Below are 12,313 nucleotides of genomic sequence, written 5' to 3' on the forward strand. Positions count from 1 at the left end.
ATGCCCATCCTCACCGACCTCATCGCCCGGATCCGCAAGGCCCGCACCGAACGCGCCCTCCGCGCCACGCTGCGGCCTGACCCGGAATATCGCGATCGCCGCCTGGCTCAGTTCTCGCCCGAACGCCGCCAGCGCTATCTCGACAACATCGCCAGCATCAGCCCCGAGGAGGCAACGCCATGAACGCCGTAGCCACGATTGAGCAGGACAACGCCCCGGCCAGCAGCACTCCAATCGCGTGGCGGTCGATCGAGGCCGTTCCTGATGATCGGAAAGATGGCCGCGATGTGCTGCTCTGGGTGGGCAGCTATCCCGCGCTGTGCTCGTGGTGCGGCACATGGCTCGACGCCGTGGGGCGTGTCGTCGCGGGTGCGACGCACTGGGCGGATGTTGAGGGGCCAGGGTTGTGACGCGACCTCTCCCGCCCCGCCACCTGGTCGACCTGTCGAACCTCGAGATGCTCGACCGCTTCGAGCCCGCGCCCGACCTGCGCGACTGGATCGCCGAGACCTTCATCACCGGTGACGGCCCGCTCGTGAACGAGGAGCACGCACACCTCGCCGAGGCGCATCTCGGAATCCTGTGGACCAACTGCGACAACACCCGGAACATGCGCCAAGTCCTCGGCCAGACCGAGTTGATGCCGCCGATGGCCATGGGTAAATGGCAGCGGGCCCGAGCAATTCAGCAGATCGAAGAATGGTTCGGTGCCATGCCCGACTTCCTGATCACCTTCTCCGCGCCCGCATGCGACGGGATGAACGATGCGACGTTCTGCGCGCTCGTCGAGCATGAACTCTACCACGCTGCGCAGAAGCTCGATCAGTATGGCATGCCGGCATTCCACCGCGAGACGGGCAAGCCGATCTTCGCCATCCGCGGGCATGACGTCGAGGAGTTCACCGGTGTCGTCCGCAGGTACGGCGCTGACGCTGCCGGGGTGAGGACGCTCGTCGACGCCGCGAACGCAAAGCCTCTGATCGATGGTGCCGACCTCGATGGCGTCTGCGGCACTTGCCTGCGCGCCGCGGCCTAGTTGACCTTGGAGAGACGATAACATGGCCAGATCGAAACTGACCGACGACGTGAAAACCTTCATCGTGCAAGCACTTGCGTGCTTCGACACGCCGTCGCAGGTCGTCGACGCGGTCAACCAGGAATTCGGCGTGACCGTCACCCGCCAGAACGTCGAGAAGTACGACCCGACGAAGGTGGCGGGCAAGAACCTTGCGCCGAAGTGGCGGGCGATGTTCGAGCAGGCGCGCAAGTCGTTCATCGAGGACTCGTCACAGATCGCCATCGCGCATCGCAGCACCCGCCTGCGCGCGCTCCAGCGCATGGCGGCGAAGGCCGAAGCCAAGGGCAACTTCCCGCTCGCCGCGCAGCTTCACAAGCAGGCCGCCGAGGAGATGGGCAACGCCTATACGAACCGGCGTGAGCTGACGGGCAAGGATGGGAAGGACTTGCCGGCGCCTGCCGCGCCGGTCGCGATCTTTGCGCTGCCGGATAATGGGAGGGATGGGTGAGCGACCACGGATGGAAGCACGACGAGCTCGCGGCCGACCTGGCGCAGCACCTCCGTTCGGACAAGCGCATGGTCTGGACCGACATGCAACTTGGTCCGAGCGGCTCGCCCCGTCCCGACGTCTACACGCTCGATCGCAGCTACAGCAGACCTCTGCCGACCGCCTACGAGTGCAAGATCAGCCGATCGGACCTCCGCAGCGACACGACGTCGGGCAAGTGGCAGAAGTACCTGCAGTTCGCTGGTGCCGTCGTGTTCGCCGTCCCTGATGGCCTTTGTACCGCCGCCGACATCCCGCCTAGCTGCGGGCTGATCGTGCGGAAGGCGGCGACATGGCGGCATGTTCGGAAGGCCACGCGCAACCCGGTGAGCCTTCCGATGGATGCCTGCATGAAGCTGCTCATCGATGGGGTGAATCGGACAGTGACCGCGCCCGTTCCTCAGCCCAGGCGTGCCGAATTGTGGCGCGAGCATGAGGCCGTCCGCAAGAAGTTCGGTGACGCGGTAGCGAAGGCGGCTCGCGACCTTGCCGCCGCCGAGGATGACGCGAGGCTGGCCGCTGATGCGCGTCGTGAACGTTGGGCACGGATCGAGAGAGAGGCCGCCGCGCACCGCGAATCCCTCATTCAGCAGGCAAAGCAGCAGGCTGCCGAGTACGAGACGGCCAAGCGCGAACTGATCGAATGGCTCGGCTTGGATGATGGCGTCAGCGTCTTCGCTATCCGCCGCCGTATCGCGGAGCTCAAAGCGGATTGCAGCGCCGACGAGCGTGTGCAGCGTGTCGAACAGGCACTTGCGAATGCCCTGCGGTCGGTGCGCGCTGCTGCGGCCACTTTGGAGCCGATGACGCACGACAAGGCAGCATGAACGCCCCCGCCAAGATCGGCCACAATGGCGGCCCGGCAATCACCGCCGAGACGATCAAGCCCCAGCCCGGCCCGCAAACCGCCTTCCTCGCCTCGCCGGCCGACATCGCCATCTACGGCGGCTCGGCAGGCGGCGGGAAGACATGGGCGCTGCTGCTCGAAGACCTGCGCCACATCGGCAACCCCGGCTTCGGCTCGGTCACGTTCCGCCGCTCCACTGTCCAGATTCGCAACGAGGGCGGCCTCTGGGACGAGAGCATGGGGCTCTACCCGCTCGCGGGAGGGGAGCCGAAAGAGCACGTCCTGACGTGGAAGTGGCCGAGCGGTGCCACGTCCAGCTTCGCCCACCTGGAGCACGATAAGACCCGGCTGCACTGGCAGGGATCGCAGATCCCGCTCATCAAGTTCGACGAGCTGACGCATTTCACGCCGACGCAGTTCTGGTACATGGTCAGCCGCAATCGCTCGATGTGCGGCGTGCGGCCCTACATCCGCGCGACCTGCAACCCGGACGCGGATAGCTGGGTCGCGGACCTCATCGCGTGGTGGATCGACCAGGACACCGGCCTGCCGATTCCCGAACGGTCGGGCGTGCTTCGCTGGTTCGTTCGTGTTGGTGAAGACCTGAAGTGGGCGGATCAGCCTCAGGACCTCGCCGAATACACCATGCTCGACGAGGCCGGAAACCGCGTTCCGATCCCGCCCAAGTCGCTGACGTTCATCCCGGCCAAGCTGACCGACAACAAGGCGCTCATGGCGGCTGATCCCGGCTACATGGCCTCGCTGCTTGCCCTGCCGCTGGTCGAGCGCGAGCGGCTTCTCGGTGGCAACTGGAAGATCAGGCCGGCCGCTGGGCTCTACTTCCAGCGCTCATGGTGCCGCGTGGTAGATGCTGTTCCGGCCGGGACGGTGTTCGGTCGCGGCTACGACCTTGCTGCCACGCCGCCCACTGCCGAGAACCCGGATCCGGACGCGACCGACACGACCAAGATCGGGCGGACCCCGGAGGGCCGCTACATCGTGGTCGACAACGACTACACGCAGTCGACCCCTGCCGGTGTGGAGCGCTTCATTCAGAACACCGCATCGCAGGATGGCTACGACGTCGAAATCTCGCTCCCGCAGGATCCCGGCCAGGCAGGCAAGAGCCAGGTCGCGCAGATGGTCAAGATGCTCGCTGGCTACAATGTGCGGTCATCGACCGAGACGGGCGACAAGGTGACGCGCTTCGGGCCGTTCTCGGCACAATGCGAGGCGGGTAATGTCGACGTGCTGCGCGGCGACTGGAACGAACGCTGGTTCACGAACCTCGAAGGATTTCCGACCGCGAAGCACGACGACACGGCGGACAGCACGTCGCGCGCCTTCGAAGTCGTGTCGCTCAACCAAAAGACTGGCTGGTTCCTCTAGCGCAACATTATTGCGCATCTGCGCAGCATCCGGTAACGATATGCCATGGCGGCACAACGTTCCCTTATGGCCAATGCCTACGACCGGGCGCGCGATGTACTCCAGCGCTTCTTCCCGTACGCCTACGGGTTCAGCACCAAACACAACTACGCGAAAGACTATGGCTGGCCCGAGCATCTTGGGTTCGACGACTTCTACCGCATGTACTGCCGCTCCGGTCTCGCCGCCGCTGCCGTCGACAAGACTATCGCGAAGACGTGGCAGACGATACCTGCGCTGTGGGAGAGCGAGAAGCCGGCCGAGAGCGCAGCCGAGGAAGCGATCCGACGGCACTTCGCCAAGCGCAACATCTGGCGCGCGTTCATGGACGCCGATCGCCGCAGCATGGTCGGCGAGTACGCCGGTGCCATCATCCTCCTGCGGGACGGCAGGAAGCTCGACGAGCCGGTCGACCGCGTGGCGCGCGGGATCGAGAACGTCGCCGGCATTATTCCGGCCTGGCAGGGGCAGCTCACCGTGGCCGAGTGGGACGATGACGAGCTTAGCGAGACCTATGGCGAGCCGCTCTGGTTCCAGTTCGACGAGCAGGCCGTTGGCGACCCGCTGAACGCGAAGAAGAGCCACGTTCGGGTCCACCGCGACCGCATGCTCATCTGGTCGGACGATGGCACGCTGAATTGCCGATCCGCGCTGGAGCCGGGCTACAACGACGTTTCAGACGCCGAGAAGATCAAGGGTGCTGGCGGGGAAGGGTTCTGGAAGTCGGCACGGGGCGCGCCGATCATCGAGGCACCGCAAGGCGTCACACCCGATGACCTGCGCCGAGGCATGAACGCAGCCTCGGTCGACGACGTGAAGGACAAACTCAACGACAAGGTCGAGCAGTTCCAGGCCGGCTTCGACAACGCGCTCATGCTCGGCGGCTTCTCGGCCAAGCCGATGACGATCACCCTGCCGCAACCCAAGGAATTCTGGGAGCCGTGCGTGCAGTCGTTCGCGGCGTCCATGAGCATCCCGTTCAAGATCCTCGTCGGCAACATTACCGGGGAGCGCGCGAGCACAGAGGACAAGGTCGAGTGGGCCGAGACGTGCATGTCGCGCCGCGAGAACCGCGTCCTGCCGATCCTCAACGAGTTCATCGATCGTCTGGTCGAATGGGGCGTGCTGGAGAAGCGCGATTGGACCGTGGGGTGGGCCTCGCTGCTGGAGGCTTCGCCCGACGACAAGCTCGCCCGCGCCGAGAAGATGTCGAAGATCAACAAGGAGCAGGGCAGCGAGCCCGTGTTCCTGCCCGACGAGATCCGGGAAGAGGCGGGGTATGCGCCGGCCGATGAGGTCGAGGGCTTCGACGAGTTCCTTGCCGAGCGCGAGGAGCGGAAGCGGCAGACGGCCGAGGATGGGCAGACCGAGATCGTGCCCGACGATGAGGTAGAACCATGACCAAGCAAGTCCGCATCAACGTCCGTCACGCGATCAACAACGCGGCCATCCGCCGCGAACGCCGCGATGGTCGCGACTACATCGTCGTCCCGAGCGCAACCATGCCGGACGGAATTGTGATGAACCGGGTGCGCTACCCCGCGGACGAAATCGCCAAGGCGTTCGGGTCGCTGGAGAACACCCCCGCCCCACTCGGCCACCCGACGATCGAGGGCGCTTTCGTGTCGGCCAAGGACCCCGAAGGCCTCGCGCGCGGGTGGATCGGCGCATGGAACAAGAACGTCCGCCGCGAGAACGGCCGGGTCTGGCTCGACAAGGTGATCGACGTCGCCACTGCCAACCAGCTCGACGGCGGCAAGGCGGTGCTGGAGGCGATCGAGGAGGGCGACCCGATCCATTCCTCGACCGGCCTCTATGCCATCTTGACCGCGGTGCAGAACGACGACGAAGCCGACTGGGAGGCTAGTGACATCGTGTTCGACCACGACGCCATCCTTCTCGGCGAGGAAGGTGCTGCCACTCCTGAGCAGGGCGTGGGCCTGCTGGTGAACGCCGCGGCCGCCCCGGACGGCGAGAAGATCGACGTCATCAACTGCTCGCTCGAGGATGACATCGACCGTGATATGGGCTGGTCCATCGAAAGCATGTTGCGTGCGGTTGAAAGAAAAGAACGTCTAGGCTTGATTGAACAAGCTAAAAATTATATCACTCGGCTCATCCAGGGCGACCCGACGCCCGAAATCAACAAGGGCGACGCCCTGACCACGAACGAGGACGCCATGGACAAAGCTCAGTTCGATGCACTGTCGGGGGAGGTGAAGGCACTGTCCGACACCGTCGCCGCCATTCCCGAGACGATCGCCACCGCAGTCGCGAACGCGGTGAAGCCGCTGACCGATGCGCTCGAAGCGCAGGCCAAGGATGCCGCCGACAAGGCCGAAGCCGATCGCCTCGAACTGGCCAACAAGGTCATCGAAGCGGGTCTGCTCGAGGAGACCGTCGCCAAGGAAGCGACTGCTTCGGTGCTCAATGCGCTGCTCGAAAAGCACAAGACGCCCGCCGCGGCGTACCGCGTCAACCGCGCGTTCAAGCAGGACGGCGGCAAGCCGACCTACACCGCGCCCGAGGGGGACTGATTCATGGCACGCTACACTCGCATCCATCTCGGTCCCGCCCGCCGCAACGATCCGCAGGTTCGTGAAGCCGAAGCCGGTGCGGCGATCACGCCGGGCTCGCTGATGGTCCTCACTGCCGGCCGGTTCACGCTGGCCGGTGCCACCACGGTCGGTAAGGTCTGGCTCGCGCAGGAGAACTATCTCGCGCAGAAGAGCGTCGACGCGGCCTATACCGCCTATGCGGCCGGACCTCCCGAGGTGCGCGGCGACACCGTTCTCGGCCTCGAGATGGAGGACGACACGCACTACGCCGCGCGCGTCGCGACGGGCGTGAACATCGACGCTGTCGGCACCGCCCTGACCCCCGGCGCCAACGGCACTCTCGCTATCGCCGCGCTTGGTGACCTCGTCGTCGCCTACTCGGACGAGATCTACAACAACGACACCGGCAGCGCCCAGCTCGTCCGTATCCGCCCCGCGGCTTCGGCAAGCTACCTGACCGCAGCGGCATAACGGGGGCCACGAACATGCGCTACTTCTCTCAGAACCTCCTCACCCACAGCCGCCCGCATCAGGCGTGGTGGGGTGAGGTCAACGCCCAGCGCGATGCCTTCCACGCGACCGAGGACAACCTCGCGCCGCTGATGGGCAGCGCCGCTGGCGTCACGAACGCCGCGGCCGTCCTGCCGCGTGATGCATGGCTGGAGATGGACACCATCACCTGCCGTGTGATGCGCGACGACGAGGGTCAGGCCTACATGGCCGACCTGATGCCGCTCGCCCGGCCGATCCACATCGGCAAGATCGTGTTCGGCCACCGTGTCAGCGGCGACGCGGGCCTGGTCCGCCGTTCGATCAGCGGCAAGGTGCCGGAAGTTCTCGGCAAGGTCGACTACGACTACCGCAACACGCTCGTTCCGATCTTCAACACCGGCTACGGGCGTTCGTGGCGCGAGTGGAACAGCCTGCAGTCGGAGAACTTCGACGCGCTGGCGGACGACCAGGAAGCGCATGCCGCCGCGATCCGCGAGGACATGGCCGACTACGTCCTCGACGGCGATACCTCGCTCACCTTCGAGGGTGCGACCGGCTACGGCATCAAGAACCACCCCTACGCCAAGTCGATCAACCTCGGCTCGGCAGTCGGCGGTGCGAATATCGATCTCACCGATCCGACCACCACGGCGGACGAGATCGACGCGTTCTTCACCGGGCCGTTCGGCGCAATGCTGGATGCGAACCTCATCACCGAGCCGGTTAACCTGTACATCTCGCCGGAGATTGCCCGGAACTGGGATCGCCAGTACAGCGGTTCGGCGGGCTTCAAGGGCGGCCGTATCTGGGACTTCCTGCTGACCAATCGCCGGATCAAGCAGATCAAGGTGACTTACAAACTCAGCGGCAACGAGTTCTTCGGGTTCGTGCCGCGCGCCGACTACATTCGCCCGCTGATCGGCATGGCCGTTTCGACGACCGCTGCCGTCCGCCTCAACCCGGTCGACGACTACAACTTCCTGATCATGGGCGCGCTGGGTCTCGATATCCGCGCGGACGTGAACGGCAAGTCCGGGGTGTTCTACTCGGTGGTCGTGAACGCCTGATCATCGGGTAGCGAAGGAGAAGACCCATGAAGCAACGCATCCGTATCATCGCAGGCGGCATCTACGGCGCCAAGGGTGAACTCCCGGTTGGCACCGAGTTTGATATGGATGGCGATCCGCCCGCAGGCTGGGCTGGCCGCTACCAGGTCGTGCAGGAAGCCGCCAAACCCGAAGCGGTCGCCCTGACCGGCAAGAACAAGGCCGAGTTGCTGGAGATCGCCAAGGCCGAGGATGTCGAGATCGAGGAAGGCGCGACCAACGCGGACATTGTCTCGGCGATCGAGCTTGCCCGCGAGGAAGCCGCCAAGGCCTGAACCGCGAGGGTTTGAGACAGATATCGGGGCCGCTGCTCACACCGGGCGGCGGCCCTTTTCGTAAGGACCGATATGGCAGCGTACGGCACCGACGAAGGCTTTACGACCTGGCTCGCCGAGCAGGGCTATACCCTGCCCGATGGCGCACCCACACCCGCCGTCCTGCGCGCTCGGGGCAGTGCCTACGTCGACGGCTACGAGGCATTCTGGACCGGCACCCGCGCAAGCGGCGTGGTGCAGGAGCTTGCATGGCCCCGCACCGGCGCGACCATGAAATGCACCGTGAAGATTCCCGATGACGTGATCCCGCCGGCCGTGGTGCATGCCTCCTACCGCGCCGCGTGGCTCGACGCCGAGACGCCCGGGATCCTCGCTGGTTCGACCAGCACCGCAGGATCGCGCGTGAAGCGGCAGAAGGTTGACGTCATCGAAAGAGAGTTCTTCGACGACGGCAAGGCAGAGGTCGGCGGCGGCCCGTCATTCATCGACAGCACGATCGACGGCCTGCTCTCACAGTTCATCTGCGACGCCAAGGATGGCGCGTTCATGTGGACGTTGGGGAACTGCTGATGCTCTACACCATCGGCCACCGCGAGAACTACGAGCGCTTCTTCCGCGAGCAACGGCAGCCGATGAAGCTCGGACGCGGCCCGCATCCACGCAACCCCGGCGAGGAGTATCCCGGCGGCTCGATCTATCTCACCCGAGAAGAGGCCGAGGCAGCCGCGCCGGACGGCTATACCTCCTATGGGGTCGAGACGACGATCGAGAACACCTATCTCGTCGGCGCCGATCGCCATCTGATCGAGACTTCGCCTCTGGTGAGGCTGCCGTGAGCGACTTCTACGCCGATATGGCCCAGATGGCCCGCGAGCTGCTCGCACCCACCGACGAAGGTGGCTTGGGTCAGGGCAAGATCGAGATCGTGCGCGAAGTACCCGGAGGACCGGGGCCGAATCCATGGGACCCTCCCCTGCCCCCGACCTACACGCGAACCGCGCTCGACGGCGCCGCGCGAGGCGTCAGCAAGGACCTTGTCGGCCTCCCCGTCGAAACGGGAGGCCAGATCGTCGCCACCGACCTGCAGGTGATCGTCGCGCCATGGGGCGGTGCCTACGAGCCCGCTGACGTGCTCGAGCTCGATGGCGCGCCCGTCACAGTCCTCAAGATCGAGAACATCCCCGCTGTCGGCACGGTCTGCGCGGTGCGCTTCCTGGTGCGGCGATGAACGACGACCTGCAATCGCTGATCGACGAACTGGAGCCGGCGCTTGCCGCCGCGTTCCTCGCTGCGATTGCTATCCTGCGCTCTGGCATCAACTTCCCGCTGCTCGTTGCCGCTCTGCGCGAGGGTGACATCGAGACGGCCATCGACGCCCTCAACATCGAGCGCGGCGCCTTCACGGTCTACGTCATGGAAAAGCAGAACGGGTTCGCGAAGGCCGGTGAGAAGACGGCCGAGCTGCTCACCGAGAGCCGGGCAAGAGCGCGGCCCAAGCGCGATACTTCCTACCCTGCCCTGCGCTCGCCTGTTCTGACGCCGCCTGCCGATCCTGACGCCACCGGACCCTCTGGCCCGGGCGAACCGCCGCGGAACCCTCCGACGCTCGACGCACCGGGCGGCGGCAAGGTCATCTTCCGCTTCGACATGACGAACCCGCGCGCCGAGCAGAAGATCAGGACCGAGGCAGCTGCGCGCGTGGCGGGCTATGTCGAAGAGCAGATCGAGACCGCGCGCCGCGTCATCGCCGATGGTTTCGCTCGCGGCGAAGGCCCGCAGAACATCGCCACCGACATCGCAGGTCGCATCAACCCGATCAGCAAGCGGCGCGAGGGCGGGATCATCGGCCTGTCTGACCCGCAGGCAGGCTACGTCGAGAGCATGCGCGCGCGGCTCCTATCGGACGATCCAGAGGAAATGATGAAGGTGCTCGGCCGCTTCGGCGACGACGGGGAGTGGATCGAAGGCACGGGCCTGACCCTGCGCGACCGGCGCTTCGATGCGCAGATCAAGCGTGCAATCCGCGACGTTGCTGCCGGCAAGCGCAACCCGCTGACCCGCGCCAAGGTCGACGAAATGACAGCGAGGTACTCCGATCGGCTACTGGCGCGCCGGGCTGAGGACATCGCGCGCACCGAGACGGCAAGCGGCGTCGAAATGGCACGGGCCGAAGCGACCAAGCAGGCGCTCAACAGGGCCGGACTGCCCGGCGAGGCGGTCACCAAGGGTTGGTATCACAGCGGCGGGATCGAGAACGCGCGCGCACAGCATCTGGCCATGCACGGCAAGGAAGTGATCGGCATCGATACCCATTTCATCCTGCCGGATGGCACGCTGATGCTGCACCCGCACGACCCGGCCGGCGGCGCCAAGCACAACGTCTCGTGCCGATGCCGGGGCGATCAGGACATCGACTGGGCCTACGGGTTGTAGAAGGAGAACGACGATGACCGATGATTCAGGAGCCGACAGATGACCGAAATTCTCCACATGGGATGGCCGTTCGCGACCGTTCTCGTCGCCGCCATTCTAGGCTGCGTCATCGTCTACGGAATCAGGAGGGGCTCGTAATGGCACAGGTCGACAGCGCATCCGACAACCGCACCGCCAACAATGCTGTCCGCCACCAGTATCGCGTGCTGAGCGATGCCGAGAAAGCGCAGATGGTCGCGATCAAGGATGCTGGCGCCGAACTGCTCAACCTGATCGCCGCCGCCGGCAACAGCCGCGAGCTTTCGATTGCGCGGACCAAGACTGAAGAGGCGGTCATGTGGGCCGTCAAGCACATCACTGCCTAGAGGAGAACGACAATGGCGTGCGTAAACTGCAGGAAGATCCGCAGCGCGATCTTGCACGGCAAGATGGCCGAGGCGGCCGGGCTGACCGTTGGGGTGCTGCGCGAGAAGGTGGGGCTGTTGACCGCGGGAGAGCCGCTGGTCGATGCAACTGAACTCCCTTCGCTCTCAGGCAAGACGAAGGCCGAGCTGCTCGCCATCGCGTCCGCAGAAGGCGTCGAAGTCGAAGATGGGGCCACCAACGCTGAGATCGTCACAGCCATCGAGGCGAAGCGCGAGCTCGTCGCGGCGTAATGGCCACCGGGTGGTCAGGAGTGGACCCGTCCAGGTGGGCGGAGAACAAGGACAAGCTCCTGACCGCGCTGCTGCGCAACAGTGTGCAGGAGCTGGCGAAGGAAGCCGGGAGCACGATCCCCAACGGCGGGCGCGTGCCGGTCAGGACAGGCAACCTCGCGCGGTCTGTGGTGGTGGATAACAAGCCCCCGGTGCGGGACGCAGAAGGCGTCGTTCACACGATGTCGGCCGACTTCTCACTTGGCGTTGCAGGCCTGAAGCCGGGCGACACGATATATATCGGTTGGACCGCGATTTACGCGCGCCGAATGAATTACGGCTTCGTCGGCGATGACAGCCTCGGCCGGACCTACAATCAGAGCGGGTTCGGCTTTGCGGAGGCCGCGGCCAGCAAGTGGGATGGCATAGTGAAGGCGCAGGCCGCCAAGCTGGGAGGCAGGTGATGCCATCGATCGAGACCACAGATTGGCTCGCGCTCAAGAGCCGCGTCGACACGCTCGTTACAGACCCCGCCATGCCGGTGTTCGAACCGGGCGCGATCGTCACGCCGCCGAAGGATGGCAGCAACAATCCGCTGCCGTTTATCCTGCTATCGGACACCGCGAATGATCCGGAGCGTGTCGGCATCTCGCGGCGCGGCGCTGCCGGCGTCGACCACATCCGCACCGGCACCCTCATACTGACGGTGCAATGGCCGATTGCACGGGCTGTCTCCCACACCCAGCTCAAGGAGATCGCGGGCCAGATCGCAGCGCATTTCCCCGCCGATACGTGCATGAGCTTCGGACCTTCCCGGCTGCGGGTGACGCAGGATGCGGCGGCGTTGCAGCCCTACATCGACGGGGCTTACCGAGTGGCGGTGGTGCGGGCGTTTTGGTCGTCGATGTAATGTCCGTAGAAGACCCGGCCCTTCGCCTCTAGTATGCGGCCACTGTGAAATCCGTCAGGAGACG

The 12,313-nt window shown here is 65.3% G+C and carries 19 protein-coding genes; all 19 read left to right on the top strand.

The genetic code is table 11. The features are described from left to right. The 19 genes from T8T98_RS09400 to T8T98_RS09490 all read left to right on the top strand — a co-directional run bounded on the left by T8T98_RS09400 (window position 1) and on the right by T8T98_RS09490 (window position 12,249). Window positions 1–183, top strand: a complete 183-nt coding sequence (locus T8T98_RS09400) for a hypothetical protein (RefSeq protein ID WP_322295617.1) — start codon at window positions 1–3, stop codon at window positions 181–183. After that, complete coding sequence (locus tag T8T98_RS09405; RefSeq protein ID WP_322295618.1) at window positions 180–410, top strand: hypothetical protein; 231 nt, start codon at window positions 180–182, stop codon at window positions 408–410. The genes T8T98_RS09400 and T8T98_RS09405 overlap by 4 nt, the downstream gene beginning before the upstream one ends. Window positions 411–457: 47 nt before the next feature. Continuing rightward, window positions 458–1,036 carry a putative metallopeptidase gene (locus T8T98_RS09410; protein WP_322295619.1) on the top strand — a complete coding sequence of 193 codons (579 nt, stop codon included), beginning with the start codon at window positions 458–460 and terminating at the stop codon, window positions 1,034–1,036. Window positions 1,037–1,058: 22 nt separating this feature from the next. After that, a complete protein-coding gene (locus T8T98_RS09415) occupies window positions 1,059–1,526 on the top strand; it encodes a DUF2280 domain-containing protein (protein WP_322295620.1) in 468 nt (155 codons plus the stop codon). Continuing rightward, a complete protein-coding gene (locus tag T8T98_RS09420; RefSeq protein WP_322295621.1) occupies window positions 1,523–2,392 on the top strand; it encodes a hypothetical protein in 870 nt (289 codons plus the stop codon). The genes T8T98_RS09415 and T8T98_RS09420 overlap by 4 nt, the downstream gene beginning before the upstream one ends. Beyond that, window positions 2,389–3,801, top strand: coding sequence for a phage terminase large subunit (gene terL / locus T8T98_RS09425; RefSeq protein ID WP_322295622.1), 1,413 nt, complete (start codon window positions 2,389–2,391; stop codon window positions 3,799–3,801). The genes T8T98_RS09420 and terL overlap by 4 nt, the downstream gene beginning before the upstream one ends. A 45-nt stretch (window positions 3,802–3,846) precedes the next feature. Then, window positions 3,847–5,241, top strand: coding sequence for an anti-CBASS protein Acb1 family protein (locus T8T98_RS09430; protein ID WP_322295623.1), 1,395 nt, complete (start codon window positions 3,847–3,849; stop codon window positions 5,239–5,241). Then, window positions 5,238–6,377, top strand: coding sequence for a preprotein translocase subunit YajC (locus tag T8T98_RS09435; RefSeq protein ID WP_322295624.1), 1,140 nt, complete (start codon window positions 5,238–5,240; stop codon window positions 6,375–6,377). Before T8T98_RS09430 ends, T8T98_RS09435 begins: the two co-directional genes overlap by 4 nt. Window positions 6,378–6,380: 3 nt before the next feature. Next, window positions 6,381–6,869, top strand: a complete 489-nt coding sequence (locus tag T8T98_RS09440) for a hypothetical protein (protein ID WP_322295625.1) — start codon at window positions 6,381–6,383, stop codon at window positions 6,867–6,869. Window positions 6,870–6,883: 14 nt separating this feature from the next. Next, window positions 6,884–7,957, top strand: a complete 1,074-nt coding sequence (locus tag T8T98_RS09445; RefSeq protein ID WP_322295626.1) for a major capsid protein — start codon at window positions 6,884–6,886, stop codon at window positions 7,955–7,957. Between the two features lie 26 nt (window positions 7,958–7,983). After that, the gene (locus tag T8T98_RS09450; RefSeq protein ID WP_322295627.1) at window positions 7,984–8,271 is read left to right on the top strand and encodes a hypothetical protein; all 288 of its coding nucleotides are present in this window, start codon (window positions 7,984–7,986) and stop codon (window positions 8,269–8,271) included. A gap of 72 nt (window positions 8,272–8,343) precedes the next feature. After that, window positions 8,344–8,841 carry a DnaT-like ssDNA-binding protein gene (locus T8T98_RS09455; protein ID WP_322295628.1) on the top strand — a complete coding sequence of 166 codons (498 nt, stop codon included), beginning with the start codon at window positions 8,344–8,346 and terminating at the stop codon, window positions 8,839–8,841. After that, the gene (locus T8T98_RS09460; protein ID WP_322295629.1) at window positions 8,841–9,107 is read left to right on the top strand and encodes a hypothetical protein; all 267 of its coding nucleotides are present in this window, start codon (window positions 8,841–8,843) and stop codon (window positions 9,105–9,107) included. The genes T8T98_RS09455 and T8T98_RS09460 overlap by 1 nt, the downstream gene beginning before the upstream one ends. Then, window positions 9,104–9,499 carry a hypothetical protein gene (locus tag T8T98_RS09465; protein WP_322295630.1) on the top strand — a complete coding sequence of 132 codons (396 nt, stop codon included), beginning with the start codon at window positions 9,104–9,106 and terminating at the stop codon, window positions 9,497–9,499. Before T8T98_RS09460 ends, T8T98_RS09465 begins: the two co-directional genes overlap by 4 nt. Next, window positions 9,496–10,704, top strand: a complete 1,209-nt coding sequence (locus T8T98_RS09470; RefSeq protein WP_322295631.1) for a structural protein — start codon at window positions 9,496–9,498, stop codon at window positions 10,702–10,704. Before T8T98_RS09465 ends, T8T98_RS09470 begins: the two co-directional genes overlap by 4 nt. A gap of 137 nt (window positions 10,705–10,841) precedes the next feature. Further along, the gene (locus T8T98_RS09475; RefSeq protein ID WP_322295632.1) at window positions 10,842–11,069 is read left to right on the top strand and encodes an Acb2/Tad1 domain-containing protein; all 228 of its coding nucleotides are present in this window, start codon (window positions 10,842–10,844) and stop codon (window positions 11,067–11,069) included. A 12-nt stretch (window positions 11,070–11,081) separates the two neighbouring features. Beyond that, entirely contained in the window at window positions 11,082–11,360 is a 279-nt protein-coding gene (locus tag T8T98_RS09480; protein WP_322295633.1) for a hypothetical protein, read from the top strand. Continuing rightward, complete coding sequence (locus tag T8T98_RS09485) at window positions 11,360–11,803, top strand: hypothetical protein (protein ID WP_322295634.1); 444 nt, start codon at window positions 11,360–11,362, stop codon at window positions 11,801–11,803. Before T8T98_RS09480 ends, T8T98_RS09485 begins: the two co-directional genes overlap by 1 nt. Further along, a complete protein-coding gene (locus T8T98_RS09490; RefSeq protein WP_322295635.1) occupies window positions 11,803–12,249 on the top strand; it encodes a phage tail terminator-like protein in 447 nt (148 codons plus the stop codon). The genes T8T98_RS09485 and T8T98_RS09490 overlap by 1 nt, the downstream gene beginning before the upstream one ends. Window positions 12,250–12,313 lie beyond the last annotated feature (64 nt).

Origin of the sequence: Pelagerythrobacter marinus, assembly GCF_034375205.1 — a bacterium.
GTDB lineage: Bacteria > Pseudomonadota > Alphaproteobacteria > Sphingomonadales > Sphingomonadaceae > Pelagerythrobacter > Pelagerythrobacter marinus.